Annotated in this window: 20 protein-coding genes; 13 read left to right on the forward strand and 7 right to left on the reverse strand. The window is 43.2% G+C overall.

The genetic code is table 11. The features are described 5' to 3' along the window. Positions 1 to 109: 109 nt before the first annotated feature. Positions 110 to 367: a SlyX family protein gene (locus QO187_RS01155; RefSeq protein WP_102094929.1), complete on the reverse strand. Its 258-nt coding sequence runs from the start codon at positions 365 to 367 to the stop codon at positions 110 to 112. A gap of 231 nt (positions 368 to 598) precedes the next feature. Here QO187_RS01155 and QO187_RS01160 point away from each other — a divergent pair, with 231 nt between their 5' ends. The 6 genes from QO187_RS01160 (at position 599) to QO187_RS01185 (ending at position 6,970) form a co-directional block, all read left to right on the forward strand. Beyond that, positions 599 to 2,542, forward strand: a complete 1,944-nt coding sequence (locus QO187_RS01160; RefSeq protein WP_102094930.1) for an ATP-binding cassette domain-containing protein — start codon at positions 599 to 601, stop codon at positions 2,540 to 2,542. 521 nt (positions 2,543 to 3,063) lie between these two features. Further along, positions 3,064 to 3,648 (forward strand): ubiquinol-cytochrome c reductase iron-sulfur subunit, encoded by a 585-nt coding sequence (gene petA, locus QO187_RS01165; protein ID WP_057759305.1) that lies wholly within the window; start codon positions 3,064 to 3,066, stop codon positions 3,646 to 3,648. Between the two features lie 7 nt (positions 3,649 to 3,655). Further along, entirely contained in the window at positions 3,656 to 4,876 is a 1,221-nt protein-coding gene (locus QO187_RS01170; RefSeq protein WP_370587744.1) for a cytochrome bc complex cytochrome b subunit, read from the forward strand. Continuing rightward, entirely contained in the window at positions 4,876 to 5,589 is a 714-nt protein-coding gene (locus QO187_RS01175) for a cytochrome c1 (RefSeq protein ID WP_101205476.1), read from the forward strand. The genes QO187_RS01170 and QO187_RS01175 overlap by 1 nt, the downstream gene beginning before the upstream one ends. A 195-nt stretch (positions 5,590 to 5,784) precedes the next feature. After that, positions 5,785 to 6,399, forward strand: a complete 615-nt coding sequence (locus QO187_RS01180; RefSeq protein WP_058024136.1) for a glutathione S-transferase N-terminal domain-containing protein — start codon at positions 5,785 to 5,787, stop codon at positions 6,397 to 6,399. Between the two features lie 133 nt (positions 6,400 to 6,532). Continuing rightward, complete coding sequence (locus QO187_RS01185) at positions 6,533 to 6,970, forward strand: ClpXP protease specificity-enhancing factor (RefSeq protein ID WP_102094931.1); 438 nt, start codon at positions 6,533 to 6,535, stop codon at positions 6,968 to 6,970. A 149-nt stretch (positions 6,971 to 7,119) separates the two neighbouring features. On the opposite strand, the gene dcd is transcribed toward QO187_RS01185, so the two are convergent. The 5 genes from dcd to QO187_RS01210 all read right to left on the reverse strand — a co-directional run bounded on the left by dcd (position 7,120) and on the right by QO187_RS01210 (position 11,666). Continuing rightward, a complete protein-coding gene (gene dcd, locus QO187_RS01190; protein WP_058024138.1) occupies positions 7,120 to 7,695 on the reverse strand; it encodes a dCTP deaminase in 576 nt (191 codons plus the stop codon). 176 nt (positions 7,696 to 7,871) lie between these two features. Next, positions 7,872 to 9,098: an iron-sulfur cluster carrier protein ApbC gene (apbC, locus tag QO187_RS01195; protein ID WP_102094932.1), complete on the reverse strand. Its 1,227-nt coding sequence runs from the start codon at positions 9,096 to 9,098 to the stop codon at positions 7,872 to 7,874. A 204-nt stretch (positions 9,099 to 9,302) separates the two neighbouring features. Continuing rightward, positions 9,303 to 10,103 carry a 3-hydroxybutyrate dehydrogenase gene (locus tag QO187_RS01200; RefSeq protein ID WP_102094933.1) on the reverse strand — a complete coding sequence of 267 codons (801 nt, stop codon included), beginning with the start codon at positions 10,101 to 10,103 and terminating at the stop codon, positions 9,303 to 9,305. 128 nt (positions 10,104 to 10,231) lie between these two features. Next, positions 10,232 to 10,861, reverse strand: coding sequence for a 3-oxoacid CoA-transferase subunit B (locus tag QO187_RS01205; protein ID WP_102094934.1), 630 nt, complete (start codon positions 10,859 to 10,861; stop codon positions 10,232 to 10,234). A 103-nt stretch (positions 10,862 to 10,964) separates the two neighbouring features. After that, positions 10,965 to 11,666, reverse strand: a complete 702-nt coding sequence (locus QO187_RS01210; RefSeq protein ID WP_102094935.1) for a CoA transferase subunit A — start codon at positions 11,664 to 11,666, stop codon at positions 10,965 to 10,967. A gap of 364 nt (positions 11,667 to 12,030) precedes the next feature. On the opposite strand from QO187_RS01210, the gene QO187_RS01215 reads away from it, so the two are divergent. The 3 genes from QO187_RS01215 (at position 12,031) to QO187_RS01225 (ending at position 15,798) form a co-directional block, all read left to right on the forward strand. After that, complete coding sequence (locus QO187_RS01215) at positions 12,031 to 12,888, forward strand: GntP family permease (protein ID WP_228153261.1); 858 nt, start codon at positions 12,031 to 12,033, stop codon at positions 12,886 to 12,888. A 231-nt stretch (positions 12,889 to 13,119) separates the two neighbouring features. After that, the gene (gene metG, locus QO187_RS01220) at positions 13,120 to 15,213 is read left to right on the forward strand and encodes a methionine--tRNA ligase (protein WP_102094936.1); all 2,094 of its coding nucleotides are present in this window, start codon (positions 13,120 to 13,122) and stop codon (positions 15,211 to 15,213) included. A gap of 18 nt (positions 15,214 to 15,231) precedes the next feature. Beyond that, positions 15,232 to 15,798 (forward strand): DUF2441 domain-containing protein, encoded by a 567-nt coding sequence (locus tag QO187_RS01225; RefSeq protein WP_102094937.1) that lies wholly within the window; start codon positions 15,232 to 15,234, stop codon positions 15,796 to 15,798. Positions 15,799 to 15,891: 93 nt separating this feature from the next. Here the strand turns inward: QO187_RS01225 and QO187_RS01230 are convergent, their stop codons facing one another. Then, positions 15,892 to 16,293 carry a hypothetical protein gene (locus tag QO187_RS01230; RefSeq protein ID WP_102094938.1) on the reverse strand — a complete coding sequence of 134 codons (402 nt, stop codon included), beginning with the start codon at positions 16,291 to 16,293 and terminating at the stop codon, positions 15,892 to 15,894. A gap of 604 nt (positions 16,294 to 16,897) precedes the next feature. Between QO187_RS01230 and QO187_RS01235 the strand changes: the two genes are divergently transcribed. The 4 genes from QO187_RS01235 (at position 16,898) to QO187_RS01250 (ending at position 21,270) form a co-directional block, all read left to right on the forward strand. Further along, entirely contained in the window at positions 16,898 to 17,947 is a 1,050-nt protein-coding gene (locus QO187_RS01235; RefSeq protein ID WP_102094939.1) for an ABC transporter substrate-binding protein, read from the forward strand. A gap of 77 nt (positions 17,948 to 18,024) precedes the next feature. Further along, positions 18,025 to 19,065: an ABC transporter substrate-binding protein gene (locus QO187_RS01240; RefSeq protein WP_102094940.1), complete on the forward strand. Its 1,041-nt coding sequence runs from the start codon at positions 18,025 to 18,027 to the stop codon at positions 19,063 to 19,065. A gap of 446 nt (positions 19,066 to 19,511) precedes the next feature. After that, positions 19,512 to 20,411, forward strand: coding sequence for an ABC transporter permease (locus QO187_RS01245; protein ID WP_102094941.1), 900 nt, complete (start codon positions 19,512 to 19,514; stop codon positions 20,409 to 20,411). Between the two features lie 64 nt (positions 20,412 to 20,475). Further along, positions 20,476 to 21,270 carry an ABC transporter ATP-binding protein gene (locus tag QO187_RS01250; RefSeq protein ID WP_057759272.1) on the forward strand — a complete coding sequence of 265 codons (795 nt, stop codon included), beginning with the start codon at positions 20,476 to 20,478 and terminating at the stop codon, positions 21,268 to 21,270. Positions 21,271 to 21,446 lie beyond the last annotated feature (176 nt).

Consider the following 21,446-nt stretch of genomic DNA (forward strand, 5'->3'; position numbering starts at 1 on the left):
AAAACACATTATTTCTATGTTATGACCACATAGTCATCAGACAGTATCTATATATAAAAATACGTATATACTTCCCGCTATTAGATGCTTTCTTTCCAAATTCTACTCATTAATAATGTGGCGGTCTGTCTGCCATTACATCAAATGTTGCAATACCGCTTTCCGTATCTTGACCTTCAATCTGTTTATAAATCAGCTGTAATTGACGTTGCAGCGTATGAATATCTCTGTCTTGTCGCGTGATTACGTCATCCAGTCGTTCGACGGTCACTTCAAGATGCGCGAGGCTCATTTGCAAATCGATTACTTGGGCTTGCAAATCATTTTGAATATCAGAAGTATCATCTGTAATTCTAGGTTGGTTCATATTTTTCTCTAAATTATATTAAGTATTAAATTGAAAGGATGGATTGTTGAGAGGTACTGTAGATTAGAGATAAACCTACAAACATAGTCATGGAATAGGAGCAGTTAGTAAAAGCAATAAATAGTACTGATAAAACTATTTACTCGCACTACAGTAACGTGGTGGCATGTTATACTGCAGGCAATTTTGCAACAACCCCTACCTCACTATTATATAAGCTTAAGATACTCTATGGCACTGATTCATTTAAAAGACATTCACTTAGCCTTTGGCATCGCGCCTGTTCTTGATGGTATTGATTTTTCTATCAATACAGGCGAGCGTGTGTGCTTGATTGGCCGCAACGGCGAAGGTAAATCCACTTTGTTTAAACTGATCAATGGCTCATTGCAGCCTGACAGTGGCGAGATTATTACCAACAGTAGCATGCGTGTAGCGATGCTAGAACAAGACGTTCCCGAGACCAGTGGTCGCATATTAGACATCGTTATGGGCGGTAGTCGTCGCACGGCTGATTTGCTCATTAACTATAATAAGCAGGTCGATATGTGTGCGAATGGCGATATGGATGCCTGTGAGCACATGGCGACCCTACAACATGATATCGATGCGGTACATGGCTGGGACTTAGAACGCGATGCCATGCGTCTGATTACGACCATGGGCCTTAATCCAGAAGACGACTTATCATCCCTATCTGGTGGTCGTAAACGCCGCGTGTTACTCGCTCGTGCGCTAGTCACTAAGCCTGATGTGCTACTCCTAGATGAGCCAACCAACCATTTGGATGTTGAAAGTATCGAATGGTTAGAGCGCTTTTTGCTCGATTGGCAAGGCCTGACGTTGTTGTTCGTGACTCATGATAGAGCATTCGTCAATAAACTATCGACTCGCATTATTGAGCTTGACCGTGGCCAATTGACCAGCTATGACGTGACGCAAGGCGAAGGTGGTTACGCGCGCTATCAAGAGCTAAAAGAGCTACAGTTACAGGCTGAAGAAAAGAACAATGCCAACTTTGATAAAAAACTGGCACAAGAAGAAGTTTGGATTCGCCAAGGTATCAAAGCACGTCGCACTCGTAATGAGGGCCGTGTACGTGAACTAAAAGCCTTACGTGAAGAGCGTAGCGATCGCCGTGAGCAAGTGGGCAATGTAAACATCACCATGGGTCAAGGCGAGAAAAGCGGTAAGCTTGTCTGTAAAGTCAAAAACTTACATCTTGAATATGACGGCAACGTACTAGTAGATGATTTTACGACCACTATTATGCGTGGAGATAAGATTGGTATTGTCGGCCCTAACGGTGCGGGTAAAACTACGCTTATTAAAGCCCTACTCGATATGTCTGATGACGAAGTTACCAAGTCTGGTAGCGTCGAATTAGGTACTAATCTGAAAATCGCATTTTTCGATCAGCTGCGTGATCAATTGGACCTTGAAGCGAGCGTTGCACAAAACGTTTCGGAAGGCTCTGACTTTGTCGAAGTTGGCGGTCGTAAGACGCATATCATGAGCTACTTGCAAGATTTCTTATTTGCTCCAGAGCGCGCACGTACACCTGTCAAAGCCTTGTCTGGTGGTGAGCGTAACCGAGTACTACTGGCTAAACAGTTATTAAAACCTGCCAATATCTTAGTACTCGATGAGCCAACCAACGATTTGGATATGGCAACACTTGAGCTATTAGAAGAGTCAGTCGCCAGCTTTGGTGGTACGATTTTGCTGATCAGTCATGATCGTTCATTCATGGACAACGTCGTTACCTCTACGTGGGTGTTTGGCGAAGATGAAGATGGCAAAGGAGTGGTCAGTGAGTATGTAGGTGGTTATCAAGAGTACCTCGTACAAAAGAACCGCGAAGAAGCATCTCGTGCTGCAAAAGCACCTGCCAACAATGCAGCAAGCAATAAAGCGACAAACAAGTCTGGCACAGCAGCGAAACCAAATAAGGCAGCCAAAAAGCTAAATTATAATGATCAACGCGAACTGGATAACTTGCCAAAAGAAATCGCTGCACTCGAAGCCGAACAAGCTCAATTGCAAGAAAAGCTGGCCGATGGCTCTTGGTTCAATACCGACTTTGATGCGGCGACAGCTGCTAGTGAGCGTCTCTTAACCATTGAAGATGAGATGATGCACAAGCTTGAACGCTGGAGCGAGCTTGAAGGCTAGTATTGGCAACTCTCTAGCTGAGTTTATTGGAATATCGCATGTGTATTTTGCATTGCTTATTTCGATAAACAAGTTTCTGATAGTCTGACAAAACATTATTAATCATTGTGAAGGCATCACCACTTTATTATATAGAGTGGTGATATTTGTTTTACAGCAACTTACAAAGTAGTTAGATGGTGAAAGTTAGTGAACATTACCTTAATTTCAAGTATCATTCGCTATTGCTGAAAATCCTTATTATTTATAAGGTCATCACATCATAATCCTTGTTAAAGCAAAGTTAGCGTTAAGCGTTGATAATCCAACTGTTTTGGTTTGATTATCATATTCAACCTTCTAATATGTCCTATTGAGGTTGCTTTATTTTTAACGCAATAATTTATTTTATCACCGAAATAGCTTAGAATAGCAACAATTAGCAAAATTAGGCACAGCTAAAGTGGCTTGATATTGTATATTTTCTAAGCCACAAACCCAGTGTGGGATAATCCCATTTCATTCACCTGGAGGAAGTATTAATGAGCCAAGCCGAAGGCGTTAATGTACAACGCCGTAGAGTTCTTATTGCCTCAACTGCCGCGATTGGTGCAGCTGGGGTAGCTGCCGTGGCGACACCTTTTGTCCGTTCTTGGTACCCAAGCGCTAAAGCTGAGGCTGCAGGGGCTGCAGTGACCCAAGATATTGGTTCTATCGAAGATGGACAAATGATCGTCGTCAAATACCGTGGTAAACCTATTTATGTGGTTAAGCGCACCGAAGACATGGTTGCAGGACTAGAGTCAGTCAAACCTCTATTATCTGATCCTGAGTCTGATGCGTCTCTACAACCTGAATATTGCAAAAATCCTACTCGCTCTTTAGATCCAACCGTATTGGTGGTCGAAGGCGTTTGCACACATTTGGGCTGTGCACCAAACTACCGTCCTGATGTGGGCGCGGTGGATTTAGGTGGTAATGATTGGTACGGCGGATTTTTCTGTCCGTGTCACGGGTCAAAATATGACTTAGCAGGTCGCGTATATAGCGGCGTTCCTGCACCACTTAATTTACCCGTTCCAGAATATGGTATGGATGGTACCATCTTGACGGTTGGGGAGGCTTGATATGAGTATGGGTAAAAAGTTAATGCATTGGGTGGACGCGCGTTTTCCAGCGACCGAAACCTATGAATACCATATGTCAAAGTACTACGCACCAAAGAACTTTAACTTTTGGTACTTCTTTGGCGTGCTATCAATGATCGTACTGGTCAACCAATTGGTGACTGGTATATGGCTTACGATGATGTACAACCCAAGTGCCGAAGGGGCATTTGCGTCTGTTGAATACATCATGCGTGACGTAAAAGGTGGTTGGCTCATTCGCTATATGCACTCAACCGGCGCATCTGCGTTTTTCGTCGTTGTATACCTGCATATGTTTAGAGCCTTGCTATATGGTTCATACCAAAAACCTCGTGAGCTTATCTGGCTCATCGGTATGGGTATCTACCTAGCACTTATGGCAGAAGGTTTCTTCGGTTACCTACTACCTTGGGGCAACATGTCATTCTGGGGTGCTCAGGTTATCTTGAACTTACCTGCAGCTCTACCTGTTATTGGTGATGGCCTTGCTGAATGGGTACGTGGTGACTATATCATCTCTGGTATTACTCTAAACCGTTTCTTTGCGCTACACGTTGTTGCTATTCCATTAGTACTGGTAGGCTTAGTATTCATGCATATTGTAGCATTGCATCATGTGGGCTCGAACAACCCTGATGGCATCGATATTAAGAAGCTAAAAGATAAAAATGGTGTGCCATTAGACGGTATCGAATTCCATCCGTACTACACTGTGCATGACATGGTTGGTATCGTAGTGTTCTTTATCTGTTTCTTTGCAGTGGTATTCTTCTTCCCAGAAGGCGGCGGTTTCTTCCTTGAACCACCAAACTTTGAGACAGCGAACTCACTGAAAACACCAGCACATATTGCACCAGTATGGTACTACACGCCGTTCTACGCTATTTTACGTGCGGTTCCTGACAAGCTTGGTGGCGTGATTGCGATGGGTGGTGCGATTGCCGTACTGTTCTTGATCCCATGGCTTGATAGGTCTCCTGTGCGCTCTATACGTTACAAAGGTATATTATCTAAGATTGCGCTGACCGTCTTTGCTATTAGCTTTGTTGTATTGGGCTACTTGGGTGCGACGCCTGCTACACCAACGGCAACCATCATGGCTCGTGTATTCACGATTCTATATTTCTTGTTCTTCTTACTGATGCCTTTCTACACTGCGATTGAGAAGTGTAAACAGCCACCAGAACGCGTTACCGGAGGTCACTAATGAACACGCTAATTAAATCCCTAGCTGGTCTAGGCTTAGGCGCGGCATTAACCTTGACTGCTGGTACGGCAATGGCTTCAGGCAGTGGCTGCGGTACATTCACCAATGCAGATGGCGTTGATGAACACCTGGCTTGTAGTACAGCTCCTATTGATTTTACCAATAAGGGCTCACTACAAAACGGCGCGAAGATCTTTATGAACTACTGTGCTGGGTGTCACTCAGCCAAGTACGTTCGTCATTCGCGCATTGCTAAAGATTTAGAGATACCGCCTGAGTTGGTTGAAAAGTATTTGATGGTTACTACCGATCAAATCGGTGACCACATTACTGCTGAGATAGATCCTGAGATTCAAGCATCTTGGTTTGGCGCAGCGCCGCCTGATCTATCACTTGAGACACGTCTACGTGGCGACGACTGGGTATATACTTACCTACTATCGTTCTATGAAGATCCAAGCCGTCCTTGGGGTGCAAACAACTTAGTACTGGCCAATGCAGCGATGCCTCACGTATTGCATAATATGCAAGAAGAGTTGAGCCAAGAAGAGTTTGAATCTGAAGTTGGTGACTTGGTTAACTTTATGGCGTGGATGGGTGAACCTGCTCGTCACGACCGTCAAGTAATTGGTTTCTTCGTCATTCTATTCTTATTAGTACTGCTCATACCAGTTTACTTATTAAATAAAGAGTTCTGGAAAGATGTTAAATAAGTCATAGTCAGCAGATAGTTCTTCGAATTAAAAAAGGCACTACTTCGGTAGTGCTTTTTTCTGCCTTGATATAGAGCATAAATACTAGATAAGCCGGAAAATAAGTCGCTCAGCGCTAATGTTTACGCACACTACCTTGATAAACGTTGCGAGTTTGTTTACGATGACAACCTTCACTATTAACATTAGGCTTTCATGATTGATGCGAATGACATTCCAAGTAGTCAGCTAATTTTGTATGCTGATGACGGCTACGACAGTCATGTGGTACGCCTATTACTTGAAGAAAAAAAGCTCGCTTACTATTTGTCTCGCTTACATTCTGAGCGCCCTGAAGATTTGACTGAGCTAAACCCCTATCATACCTTGCCTGTATTGCAGCAGCGTGAGATTGCGCTTTATGAGATTAACGTCATTTTTGAGTACCTTGAAGAGCGTTATCACACAAACAAACTGCTCCCTGAGACACCGCAAGAGCGTGCACAGTTTCGCCAACTGGCTTGGCGCATTCAACGTGATTGGTTAGTACTTGGCAAGCGTCTGCTGACGCATCCAGATAGCTTTAATAAAGCACAGGCTGCCGTTGCCAAAAAACAGCTTAGTGATTCGTTGATTACTCTGTCACCGCTGTTCGCTCATAAGCCTTATTTTATGGCTGATGAGTTTGGTTGGTGTGACGTGTTATTAGCACCACTATTATGGCGATTAGATGAGATGGGGATTGAGCTGCCACGTGCCATTAGCCGTCCATTGTTCGAATACCAAACGAGAGTGTTTGAGCGTAGTAGCTTCCAAAAAAGCGTGCGTTGATTAGACAAGTATCGAAAGCTGTCCTAAAATAAAGTATAAATAAGATAGACGTTAATTAGCATTTGTCATGTGATAAATTGCTAAACGAGATATTTTTCAATTATTAAAAATTATTAGTATAGGAAATCATTAGATGAGCGAAACCACCTCTATTACACCTACCCGTCCTTATATGGTACGCGCACTATATCAATGGATAGAAGACAACGCTCTGACACCATACTTGATGGTCGATGCCACGGCTGACAATGTGCAAATACCAACCGAACATGTGCAAGACGGTCGTATCGTATTAAATATTGCCAGCCGTGCTACTGGTAACATGAGTATGGAAAACGACTATATTCATTTTAGCGCACGCTTCGGTGGTGTATCACAAGAAATCTGGGTACCGCTTACTGCGGTGATGGGTATCTATGCAAAAGAGAACTCACAGGGTATGTTCTTTGATCCTAACGAGTATGACAACTATCAGCCAGAAGACGACTCAGCACCAATGTCTAACAACAGTCCTGCTAAAGCGCCTAAACCAAAGCGCGATAATAAAGCGGGTTTAAAGGTCTTAAAGTAGAAAATCTTGAAATAAATAGAACCTTAGAACAGTTCTATTTAACCCAATAAAAAAGCTAGCCATATTTAATATGACTAGCTTTTTTATTAACTATTTAAAGGCTTATTAACTTTCTATAACTGATAAGCTTTTAAACGGACGCCTACTGATTAGGTTCTTGGCAGTGTCACGCCACGTTGACCTTGGTATTTACCACCGCGGTCTTTGTAGCTGGTCTCACAAACATCATCAGCATCACTTTGGAAGAACAGCATTTGCGCAACGCCTTCACCAGCATAGATACGGGCTGGTAAATTAGTCGTATTACTAAACTCTAAAGTGACGTGCCCTTCCCACTCAGGCTCAAGCGGCGTTACGTTGACAATAATACCGCAGCGCGCGTAAGTTGACTTACCTAGGCAAATAGTCAATACATCACGTGGAATACGGAAGTACTCCATAGTACGTGCTAAAGCAAACGAGTTAGGTGGAATGATACACTCGTCACCAACGATATCGATAAAGCTTTTATCATCGAAGTTCTTAGGATCAACGACCACTGAATGTACATTGGTAAAAACTTTAAATTCAGGAGCACAGCGCACATCATAACCGTAGCTTGAGGTGCCGTAGCTAACCAAACGCTCGCCTGCATCATTAAAACGTACTTGACCCGGCTCGTATGGCTCAATCATGCCGTGCTCTTCGGCCATTTTACGAATCCAGCGGTCAGACTTAATAGACATTGTTGTTCCTTAGCAAATATTTAATAGCGACGATTATACGGAAGTGATGGCAAAATTTATAGCGTGATGGCTGTTTTATCCTACTTGCTTTTTTATCCCACATTGACTTCAGGATATTCAAACCACCATCACCTTATATCATTTTTATTCTTTACAGCTATTGTTATCAATACTCGCTAAAAAATCCGCTTGTCATCAATAGGTTTGGCAAATTTGTTAATATTGGCTTCGATATTTTTTGCAATGCTCACATAGTAGCTCGCAAACTCATCATCAGCCAAGACACTCGGTATGCCTTTATCTACTTGCGCACGAATACCACTCGCAAGTGGCAACTGACCCAGTAGTGGCACCTGATACTGCTCAGCGATAAACTCACCGCCGCCAGACCCAAAGATCGCTTCGGTATGGTTACAGTTGCTACAGGTATGTAGCGCCATGTTTTCAACCACACCCAGCACAGGAATGTTGGTTTTGTTAAACATCTCAACGCCTTTTTGTGCATCAAGCAGGGCAACATGCTGCGGTGTCGTGATAATGACAGCACCTGTGACTGGAATACGCTGCGCCAATGTCAACTGTATATCACCCGTACCAGGCGGCATATCAATTACTAAATAGTCTAGCTGCGGCCAGTTGGTTTGATTATATAGCTGCATCAATGCACCCGTGGCTTTTGGTCCACGCCATGCAACCGGCGTATTATCTCCATCGAGCAAACTACCGATAGAGAGCATTGCCATACCGTGCGCATCGACCGGTACGAATTGCTCGTTTTCTAACTGCGGTTTTACGTCAGCAACGCCTAACATGGTTGGCATACTAGGGCCGTAAATGTCAGCATCAAGCACACCAACACGATTACCAAGCTTTTGCAATGCCAACGCGATATTGACTGTCGTTGTCGATTTACCAACACCGCCTTTGCCTGATGCTACCACGATGATATGACGAATACGAGGATGCGCTGCTAATGAGGCTTGTGTTGGTGCTGCTTTAGTGATTGTTGGCTCAGCATCGGTATTGTTAGCACTGCTATCAACGTTCGATGATGGTTTAGATTGAGACACCATCGCGTCAGTCGTTTTTGGCATTGCCTTTGGTAAGCTTGAACCTGAGCCTTTTTCTGGCGCTGGCAGACGCACATTCATATGAATCGTGGTAATGCCATGCGGATGTAGCAACTGTCCCAGCTCCTGTTGGATAGCTTCAGGATTACTATCTTTCGGCAGACGCAAGTCTAACGTGAGTGCATCGCCTTTACGCTCAAGGCCGGTGACCATGGTGGTAATACTGACCGAGTTTATCTCGTAACCCAGCAATACCTTATCGACAGCGCTGTCTCGTTCCGCTTGCAACTGCGGCGTTTCTTCTGTGGGCTTTTTTTTCATAAAATTAAACATAGCGACTATTGTTGCCTATACAAGTGGATAGGTGTGGCAAACTGCTTAAGGCATATCGCAGCATATCTAACACATGCTGGTGGTGAGCCGATAGAGCCATTTAGCCAAACCTTTTATCGTGCTAGTGTAGCTGAATTGAACGCATAAAAAAACCACAACGCCAGTAGGTCTGACTTTGTGGTTTTTAGCATTTACATATATCGCTTAATTCATAAACCAACCATGGCTGGCCACGATAGATTGTCCGGTAAATACGTTGGTTGGAAAAGCGGCTAAAAATAGTGCCAATTGGGCAATGTCTTCCACCGTGGTAAATTCTTTATCTACTGTGTTCACCAGCATAATATCGTTGATCACTGACTCTTCACTGATGCCCTTTTCAGCTGCCTGCTCGGGGATTTGCTTTTCTACCAAAGGTGTTTTGACAAAGCCTGGACAAATCACATGCGAACGTACTTTGTGTGCTGCACCTTCTTTGGCGAGTACACGACACAGACCTAGTAATCCGTGCTTGGCGGTAACATAAGGCGCTTTATATAATGAAGCCTCATGTGAATGAGCAGAACCCATATAAATGACCGTGCCACCTTTATCGCCTTTATACATGTGCTTAATCGCGGCTTTAGTGGTCAAAAATGCACCATCCAAATGGATGTTAAGCATTTTTTTCCAATCGCTAAATGCCATCTTATCGATAGGATCAATGATCTGAATACCGGCATTCGAAACCAAAATATCAATGCCACCAAAAGTATCAACTAGCTGCTGTACACCGTCATTTACCGCATCTTCTGACGTCACATCCATGGCAATCGCGAGAGCACGTCCACCAGCAGCTTCAATCGCATCAACGGTTTTCTGAGCTGCTTCAAGATTGATATCAGCAATACCAACTGCCGCGCCTGCTTTGGCATAAGTCTCAGCGATGTCACGTCCGATACCACTTGCAGAGCCAGTGACCAATGCTACTTTGCCTGTCAAATCTTGTTGTAATTGAGTCGCCATACATATTCCTTATAATGGTCTAAAATACTATTAATTTTTATAAAAATAGAACTGAATGAATACGCCACTATAATTATAGTGGCGTATTTATCTGCGGGATGAAGCTCATTGATTTTAAGGCAATCACATTACTGGATAATGTTGACGGGCGTTTTTTCTTGTAACTCATCAAAGCTCACACCATCTGCCAGCTCAACCAATTTTAACCCGCTGTCAGTAACGTCTAATACGGCAAGCTCAGTGATGATACGATCAACCACGCCTTTACCCGTCAATGGTAGTTCGCAATTGGCCAGAATTTTTGGGTCGCCGTGTTTATTGACTTGTTCCATTAGGACAATCACGCGCTGTACGCCTGCAACCAAGTCCATCGCACCACCCATGCCTTTGACCATCTTTTTGGGAATCATCCAGTTAGCAAGATCGCCTTTTTCTGAGACTTCCATTGCGCCCAATATTGCCAAGTTGACATGACCGCCGCGAATCATCGAAAAGGACTCTGAACTACTAAAATAACTGGCCCCTGCTTCTGCGGTCACGGTTTGCTTGCCCGCATTAATCAGATCGGCATCGACGGCATCTAATGTAGGGAACTCACCAATACCCAGCAAGCCGTTCTCTGATTGTAGCCATACGTCTACGCCTTCAGGAATATAGTTAGCGACTAGCGTTGGTAGACCAATGCCTAAGTTGACATAATAGCCATCTTGTAGCTCTTTTGCAGCGCGTTGCGCCATTTGCTCTCTTGTCCATGCCATGCTGATTTCCTTATTTTTTACGATATTCTATTTTTACTTATCTAAACGATGAGCTATCTAAACTGTCATGAATATAAAAACTGATTATTAGTTTCAAACATAGTTAAGCTTTAGTCGTGGTTTTTTCGATGCGTTTTTCAGGGCTATTATTCAATACAATACGTTGAACAAAGATACCCGGTAGATGCACTTCATCTGGATCAAATGTGCCCGTCTCTACAATCTCTTCAACTTCGACAATCGTGATTTTACCCGCCATTGCACAGTCTGGGTTAAAGTTACGAGCTGTTTTATTGAACATCAAATTACCCGCTTTATCGGCTTTCTGTGCTTTGATTAGTGCGACATCTGCGCGCAATGAATGCTCTAGCACATAAGTACGACCATCAAAATCACGAGTCTCTTTGCCTTCAGCAACCAACGTACCTACGCCTGTTGCAGTATAAAACGCAGGAATACCAGCACCGCCTGAGCGCAATTTTTCAGCTAATGTCCCTTGTGGCGTCAACTCAACTTCTAACTCGCCTGCCAAGTACTGGCGCTCAAACTCTTTGTTCTCGCCCACATAAGATGAAATCATTTTTTTGATTTGACGTGTCTGTAGCAATAGTCCTAGACCGAAGTCATCGACACCAGCGTTATTACTGATACAGGTCAGCTCTTTGACTTTGCTATCACGCAGCGCTTTGATTAATGCTTCTGGAATACCGCATAGACCGAAGCCACCGATCGCGAGCGTTTGCCCATCACTGACCACACCTTTTAGCGCTTCTTCGGCACTGCTATATACTTTTGATTGACTCATGCTTGTCTCCTTGCAAGTCTGTTTTTGTTATTAACGTCCATTATCTATCATGATTTATTTATTGTGCCAATCAATAGCGCATTGACTGTTTTAAATTTAAATCAATACATATTATATCGGTATATCACGTACAAAATACTTATGCTAACTTAACATATTATTTTCGTAGCGCCTAGTTGCTTAGTGATTAGAAAATAACCCCAAGAGGACGCGAGTCAACAAAGTATTCCTTATCCTTCAGTAATATCTCAACTGGATTTATGTTTAATAAAATACAATAAATAAGGTTTTTTGATTAATTTTATTGACCTACATCGATAAGCGCGACATACACGCTGTCTTAATTTTGCCAAGGAGGGCTATCATGTTTAGTAAATTTGCGATTGTCATTACCCTATTATTACTCATGTTTTTTGCTTATCGCGGTTATTCTGTGCTGATCTTAGCACCGATTATGGCGACGCTAGCAGTCTTACTATCAGGTGATTTTTTAAACACCATCTCCGCTTATACCGATGTCTTTATGGGCGCGTTAAGTGGGTTCTTACTCAAATTCTTCCCTATATTCTTGCTAGGGGCATTGTTTGGGCGTTTGATGGCAGACTCTGGTGCGGCAACTGCCATCGCCAATACCGTTGTCGAAAAGCTCGGTGCCAGCAAGGCCATTCTTGCGGTGATTTTGGTCTGTGCTATTTTGACCTATGGCGGGGTATCACTGTTTGTGGTGGCTTTTGCCATTTATCCTATTGCCAAGGACTTGTTCAGAGCAGCCGATATTCCAAAACGTTTGATTCCTGCTGCCATTGCCCTAGGGTCATTTACCTTTACAATGACTGCACTGCCAGGCACGCCAGCTATTCAAAACGCTATTCCAATTCCTTACTACAATACCAACGTATTTGCCGCGCCTATCTTGGGTATCATTGGCGGTACAATCATGTTTATCTGTGGTTGGTTGTGGCTTCAGTCACGTGCCAAAAAAGCCAATGCAGCGGGGGAAGGTTATGGTCAGCATGATGAAGAGGATGTAGGCGGCGTTGGAGCGGCTGCAAAAGAAGCTGAGGTATTAAACACTCATCACACTTCATTCACCGTTGCCATGATTCCGCTGATATTGGTCATTGGCTTGAACGCTATATTGACCTATGTGGTTTTCCCATCGATAGATTTCAGTAGCCTAAAAACTCAATTCCCAGATGGGTTTTTTATGGCTGGTTTATGACCATCAACATGCGGTGTAAACCTATCGTTCATGGCTAATAAATGCTTGCCAAATGAGAAGTAATTACCAAGGAATATCACAAAATTATCTGAATTACGGTATCATAGGCACACTTTTGGATTTTTTATTATTTTTAGAAGTTTTTAGCATTAACGATGTCACATCGATGAGCGATGAGCCGCTTAAGATGTTCGATAACTAACCCGTTTATATAAAAATATAGGTGATTTTGTGCGTGAGATTCTAGTAACCAGTGCGCTGCCCTACGCCAATGGCTATATCCATTTGGGGCATCTTGTAGAATATATTCAGACCGACATTTGGGTACGTGCGATGAAAGCGCAAGGCCATCAGGTCACCTATGTCTGCGCGGATGATGCACACGGTACGGCAATCATGCTCAAAGCAGAAGCCAATGGCGTCACGCCAGAAGAGCAAATTGCCTCAGTCAAAGCCTCACACGAAGCGGATTTTTCAAAGTTCCTGATCAATTTTGATAATTATCACAGCACTCATTCAGAAGAAAACAAACAGTTCTCTGAGCTGATTTATCGTCGTCTCAATGATGCTGGTCATATCAGCACAAAGGATGTCGAGCAACTATTTGATCCTGAAAAGCAATTATTTCTAGCTGATCGCTTTGTCAAAGGTACTTGTCCAGAGTGTGATTCACCAGACCAGTACGGCGATAACTGTGAAGTATGTGGCACCACTTATGATGCAACGGATCTAAAAGACCCACATTCGACACTGTCTGATGCAACCCCTGTCCTTAAAACTTCTAAGCATTATTTCTTTGATTTGCCAGAGTTTGAGCAGTTCTTACAGGACTGGACGCGCAGTGACAATCGTTTGCAAACCTCAGTCGCCAACAAGCTACAAGAATGGTTTGATGCAGGACTTACCAGCTGGGATATCTCGCGCGATGCGCCCTACTTCGGTTTTCAAATTCCAGATACCCCAAGCGATGAGCCAGACAAATATTTTTATGTCTGGCTTGATGCGCCAGTTGGCTACATGGCAAGCTTTAAAAACCTATGTGATAAGCGTGCGGGAACAGAGCAAGCGCTTGATTTTGACCGCTACTGGGCACAAGAAAACGAGCACAAAACCGAAGTTTATCACTTCATCGGTAAAGACATCGTTTACTTCCATGCCTTGTTTTGGCCAGCGATGCTAGCAGGTAGTGAACTGCGTACGCCGACTGGCGTCTTTGCCCATGGTTTCTTGATGGTCAATGGCGAAAAAATGAGTAAGTCACGCGGTACTTTTATCAAAGCCGAGACGTATGCTGAGCACTTACATCCTGAATATCTGCGTTATTACTTTGCCAGCAAACTGTCTGATAAAGTTGAAGACATTAACTTAGACTTAGAAGACTTTATGCAAAAGGTCAACTCTGACTTGGTTGGTAAAGTCGTCAATATCGCCAGTCGTAGTGCAGGGTTCTTGGTTAAGAAGTACGACGGCATGCTGTCAGAAATTTGCGTCGAGTCAGAGCTGTTAGAAGACATCACCAAAACGGGCGATGAGATTGCTGCTGCCTATGAGAATCGTGAATTCTCACGTGCTATGCGTTTAATTATGCAATGTGCGGACAAAGCCAACGAATACATCGATGCCAAAAAACCATGGTCATTAGCGAAATTGGAAGGTACTGAGCAAGAGGTTCAAGACGTCTGCTCAGTCGCTATCAATATCTTCCGTCAATTAATGGTTTATCTTGCGCCAGTGCTACCTGAATTGACTAATAATGCCAAAGTGTTTTTGAACCTTGATGACTTAAGTTTTGCCAGTCGTAATGAGTGGTTACTAGGTCATAAAATCAATAAGTTCAAACCATTAATGCAACGTATCGAAGAAAAAGATATCGAAGCGATGGTCGAAGATTCTAAAGCATCCTTAACTCAAGCAGACGCTCCTGCTGCGACTGACAATAGTAAGCCTGCCGCAAAAGACAAAACACCTGCAACAAATGCAGGTGCTGAGCAAACTGACTATATTGGTATCGAAGACTTTGCCAAAGTTGAGATGAAAGTCGCACACGTTTTAGAGTGTAACCATGTGGAAGGTGCTGATAAGTTACTACAGTTCACGCTAGATGTTGGCGAAGATAAGCCACGTAACGTATTTAGCGGTATTCGCAAGTTTTATGAGCCTGAGCAATTGATTAATAGGAAAGTGATTTGCGTGACCAACCTTGCCCCGCGCAAGATGAAATTTGGCGTATCAGAAGGTATGGTATTGTCAACTGGCGAGCCAAAGACCGGCTTAACAGTCGTTACCTTACCGGATGCTTGTGTTGTTGGCGACGTACTGGCCTAATACTAGAAGGATGTAAACTTGTCAAAGTTCTATACAGTTGATCGCTCAAATAATATAGATCAAAATATGGTCTTTTCGCTTCAAAAAAACTATTCTGACCATAAAATATGGACTGTTCAAGATATATATGATGAAGAAGATGCAATCGCTAGAATAGAACAGCTTTACCCTGAAGGTTTATCATTTCATGGTATACAATATTTAATCAAAGAGTGTCTAGTTATTTTTAAAAATATGACAAGGGAACCTTTACCATTAGCTCCCACAACACCGATGATTGAAGCCGTATTTGAGCTTGTCCGTCGAAATGAGTTTCCTCAACTTCCTTCTCGCCTGCAGTCAATGTTTGCATGGTGTAACTTAGATGATGCAAGAGAATTTAATTCGTCTTTAGGCGACAAACATTCTATATTCGAGGTAGAAATCAAAAATGCTTTTATAGCAGATCAAAAACTACTTTACTTAGGCGGCTCTGTTATTGGTACGTATGAAATGGCTCGTAAATACTGGTCAGGTGACAGAAGCAATAACTGTAAACTAGAAGCTGTTATACCTTTGCCTGCAGTTATTGGTAACAAAGTCTAGATATTATCATTAACATCATTTAAAAAAAGATGCCCTAAGTGGCATCTTTTTTTATGGCTGATTTAGCAAATGGCTAAAAACCAAGCCTGATACTTATCTGCTCAAAATATCGATGATCTGCAACGTATCATTAATCACCGTCACAATGTTGTTTTCTGGCGTACGAATACGAACGTAACGGTCATCATAACGATCTAAAACGACAGAACGGTCATAATCCCTTCTATCAATCTTGCCGACTACTCTATAACCGTATCTATCAAGATCACGCTTAAATGAAGCATTTGGGCTAGCATTGCGATAAGCGTTAATACTTGGGTGGGCGTTGCCATTATGCTTATAGTTTTTACTGACATGGGCAGAGTTACCTTTGCTATTACCATGTCCATTACCGTGCCCGTTTCCATGACCATCTTTTGCCATAGCAGGCAATCCAATCAAAGAAGTAGCAGTGATACCAGCGATGGTTAATAATTTGAGATTAGCAGTGTTCATTATATTATCCTTAAAATAGTCATTCGAAAAATTTAGATAAACTATAAGGTCTATTTTGTATTCACTATGGCAGCACAATGTCACCAAAATGACTGGATTATCTTTAGACTTATCATGTTTCTCGTATGAAAATTAGCTTACGTTAATTATGAAGTGAGTACGTAATAGATGCGTTGCTAGGCTGTAAGCGTTTTGCATATGGTTTGAGCAAACAAAAGTACCTTAGTGGCATCCTTTATATTTAGATCTACATAAGAGCTTCAATGCATTACGCGTCTTGATAAGATAAAAAGAAGTGATGATTTTTTTATTATCCATCACCATGACCGCCACACATTAATTTTTTATTGCGATAACTTACATTACTGTCATAATATGAACATAATAATCGATGGAACGATTACTTTATTTAATTGTTAGCCTGCTATCTCAGCATCAACATAGCATTGACTTGGCTAATCTGCATTCTTCAATATCATGGCAAAAAACCAAAGTACACCAAACAGATGAGCAAAATGAATACTATATAAGTTAGTAGGCTCAGTCAGTCTGGCAGTATCCATTTGGTTTTTGCGATTGATATAACCTATGAGTTAACCTAATAATGACTATCGCTTCTACTCTACGCTTAAGCCTATATGGCGTTGCTCTTAGTGCCATTAGCACACTTGGACTAATCGGCTGCTCAAACTCCTCTACCGAGACCGCAGCGACTGCTGAAAATAGCACGGCTACAGACAAACCTGCCAAATCAATTGCCATTACTCAAATCGTTGAGCATCCATCATTAGATGATATGCGCCGCGGGATTATTGATGAATTGGCAGATAATGGTTATGTCGAAGGTCAAAACCTAACTGTTAACTTTCAAAGTGCGCAAGGAAACACAGCGACTGCAGGACAGATTGCCAAACAATTTGCAGGAGACAACCCTGATGCGATCGTAGCAATCTCAACGCCTTCTGCGCAGTCAGTGGTAGCCGCGACCACCACTATCCCTATTATCTATACTGCTGTGTCAGATCCGCTAGGTGCCAAACTCATCACAGCAGATGGCAAGCCCTTTCAAAGCAATTTGACTGGACTATCAAGCCAGCTGCCATTAGAGCCGCAATTAGATTTATTACAGCAAATAAAGCCTGACTTAAAAACCATCGGTTATGTCTATAGCCCAGGTGAAGCAAACTCAGTGTCATTGCGTGAGAACCTAAAACAAGCTCTACCAGCAAGAGGTCTGTCCCTATTAGACATTCCTGCCAATCGTCCAACGGATATCGGTATGGCGACGCGCAGCTTGCAAGGACGCGCAGATATCATCTATACCTCATTTGACAACAATGTTGCTTCTGCCTTTGAGGCCATGACCCAAGCAGCAAATGAGCTCAAGTTACCGATTATCGCGTCTGATGAATTCAGTGTAAAACGCGGCGCGACTGCTGCGCTTGGTGTTAATGACTATGACTTTGGTCGTACCACTGGCAAGATGGTATATCGCGTGTTAAATGGCGAAGCGGTCAACACCATCAAACCTGAAGTCATGAATGACCTGACCTTATATGTCAGTCCTAAGCACGCCAAAACACAAGGTGTCAGCTTGCCAGCAGAGTTACTAAAAAACGCCATCAATGTTGATATTGATGCTGAAACCAAATAAAAAGTAGTAAGCTATCTATTAGCTCGTCAATTATTTATATAGTGTACGGACACACTATTATTTTAGGAGTAAGACCCATGTTGTCTCAAAATCGTTTTGGTCGTTTTAATTTCGGTAAGGCTTTATTATTAGGCGGTGTATGTACGGCTATCTTGACTGGTTGTAACCAATCAGCACAAGATGATGGCTCTACGGATGCTGCCGCTAGTGGTGATGCAGCGACAGCTATGAAGACCGTTGCTATTACCGCTATCGTCGAACATCCAGCGCTTGATGATGTACGTAAAGGTGTCATCGACGAGCTAAACGAAGCAGGCTTCAAGGACGGTGAAAACTTAACCGTTAACTTCCAAAGCGCGCAAGGAAACACTGCTACTGCTGGTCAGATTGCCAAGCAATTTGTCGCTGATGCGCCAGATGTTATCGTCGCTATCGCAACGCCATCTGCTCAATCTGTTGCCGCTTCTACTAGCAGCATTCCATTGGTATTCTCAGCAGTTACTGACCCAGTAGCAGCCAAACTGGTACCTAAGCTAGATGGATCTGGCACCAACGTTACAGGCGCATCAGATGCCCTACCGTACGAGCCACAGATTGATTTGATGCGTCAAATCATTCCATCATTAAAGAACGTCGGTTATGTCTATAGCCCAGGTGAAGTCAACTCAACGATTATCTTAAAAAATCTTAAAGAGAAGCTAACACCACTCGGTATCAATGTACTTGAAGCACCTGCACAGCGTAGTAACGACATTGCGATGGCAGCCCGTAGTCTCGAAGGTAAGGTCGATATGATCTATACTTCAACTGACAACAACGTGGTATCAGCGTACGAATCACTTTATCAAATCGCTAAACAAAGTAAGATTCCTCTAATTGCCTCAGACACTAGCTCAGTTGAGCGCGGTGCCGTTGCTGCACTAGGCGTGGACTACTATGAGCTTGGCCGTGAAACGGGCAAAATCGTTGTGCGTATCCTGAACGGTGAAAAAGCGGGCGCTATCCCTGTTTACACCCCGCAAGCGCTTAATCTATATGTCAGCCCAAAACATGCCAAAGAAGAAGGCATTACTTTGTCACAAGCGGTTATCGATAAAGCAAAAGAAGTGGTAGAATAACGCACCTTTATATTTAGCTCAGAGTAGCAGCCGTTATAAGATAGCCGTAACGCTTATTAATTGATCGTCTATCTTATGCTTCGATGTTAAATGTTAGACAAGAAACCCAGCTATGAATCAGTAGGCTGGGCTTCTTGTTTCAGTAACGCCTATTTCAATAAGCTTGTTTCGTATATTGCGGTATTTAGCTTGTGGCTTATCTGGTACTTGTTGCGTAAAATATACTTTACCTCATCGAATATTGCTGTTGCTTGAATCAGAGCTTTAAACCAAGGTAACTTATGATCGTTATTAATCGTGACCTGTTTTGGTTTACCCTAACCGCAGATTGCTTAATCTGTTAAATTCACCGCTTAGCTGTTTAGCAGGTAGATGATTTTGGCAATTGCCACTTACCTATCTTGATACCATACGCTAGACACTGGGTTATGACTTACTGATCTCTTATGTCTTTAATTGCTTTTTTTGGTGCGCTTGAAAGTGGTCTGATTTATGGCCTAGTCGCACTCGGTGTGCTGATTTCATTTCGTACACTCGACTTTCCTGATTTGACCGCTGACGGTAGTTTTCCGTTAGGCGGCGCCGTCGCTGGCATTTCTATCGTCGCTGGTATCAACCCGTGGATCGCCTGTGCTTTTGGTATGTTAGCAGGGTCAGTCGCTGGTATCGTCACCGCATGGCTGCACGTCAAGCTCGGTATCCTGCAACTGCTCGCTAGTATCTTGGTGATGGTCGCTCTATATTCTGTCAACCTACGCATTATGGGTGCGCCAAACCTACCTTTGCTTGGTGAGACGACGGTATTTAGTAGCTTAGTCACTGACGGCAATGGTTATTGGATGCGCTGTCTGATTATCGGTGTCGTCGTCGCGCTCGCGATGTTATTTTTAAACTGGTTTTATAGCACCGAAACTGGGCTATCGATGCGCGCTACTGGCTCAAACTTAAGAATGGCACAGGCGCAAGGTATCAATACTTCGTGGATGACCATCATCGGTATGGCGATTTCCAACGGTTTGATTGCCCTAGCAGGTGCGCTGTTCGTCCAGACTCAGGGCGGCGCGGACATCTCGATTGGTATCGGTACAATCGTCATTGGTCTAGCAGCGGTCATCATCGGTGAGACAATCATTCCTGCCAAGCGTATTTGGCTGATCACCTTTGCCGTTGTTGTCGGCGCGGTATTGTACAAACTGTTTATTCAGGTCGCATTATCAAGCGATACGCTACGTAGCATCGGCTTTGGTCCACAGGATTTGAACTTGATTACCGCATTGCTCGTGGTACTAGCCTTGGTATTGCCAAAAGCGAAAACCAAGTTTTTATCACGCAAGGTTCGCGCCTAATGACAGTCAAAGCAGGTATTTATAACACTTGCTTCGCTTGAAGAGACAATAAGGAATAACGATTATGATGCAAGCCACCGATTTACGGTTGACCTTTAACCCAGGCACGCCTATCGAAAACCCTGCCCTACGTGGTATCAGTTTGAATATTGCTGATGGTGAATTTGTCACTGTCATTGGTACCAATGGCGCAGGTAAATCTACTTTTTTGAACGCAGTAAGCGGTACGACGCGCGTCGATAGTGGCTCAATCTTGTTAAATGGCATTGATGTGACCAAAAAGTCTGCTCATCAACGCGCGCATTGGGTTGCTCGCGTCTTTCAGGATCCGATGGCCGGTACTTGTGAAGCGCTTACGATCGAAGAAAATATGGCTTTGGCCTACAAACGCGGCGGTAATCGCGGTCTAAAATTTGCATTGAACCAGAACAACCGTGATTTGTTTCGAGAAAAACTATCCGTTTTAAAATTAGGTCTAGAAAATCGTCTAACCGATCGTATGGGTCTACTCTCTGGTGGTCAACGTCAGGCAGTAAGTCTGCTAATGGCATCATTGCAGCCTTCTAAGATTTTGCTACTTGATGAGCATACTGCAGCTCTCGATCCTAAGACTGCGGCGTTTGTCTTAGAATTGACTGATAAGATTGTCACGGACAATAAGCTGACTACGATGATGGTCACCCACTCTATGCAACAAGCATTGGCACATGGTACACGCACCGTTATGCTGCATCAGGGTCAAGTCGTGTTGGATGTGGCTGGTGACATTCGCAAAGGCATGACCGTACATGATCTACTTGATATGTTTGAGCAAACACGTGGCGAAAAAGTTGAAGATGACAGTTTGATTTTAAGCTAAGTTTTTGAGCTAATACTGTCCATGACTTACGACTTATAAATTTGTACCTGTCGGATACAACCATTTTCGACAACCTCAAAAACCTTCAAGAGAATTGATTTTTCTTGGAGGTTTTTTGTTATCTATAGTTAATGATTATATTAACTTTTCACTGACCATTATATAGTTGTTGTCTA

The organism is Psychrobacter sp. Arc9 (assembly GCF_041431295.1).
GTDB lineage: Bacteria > Pseudomonadota > Gammaproteobacteria > Pseudomonadales > Moraxellaceae > Psychrobacter.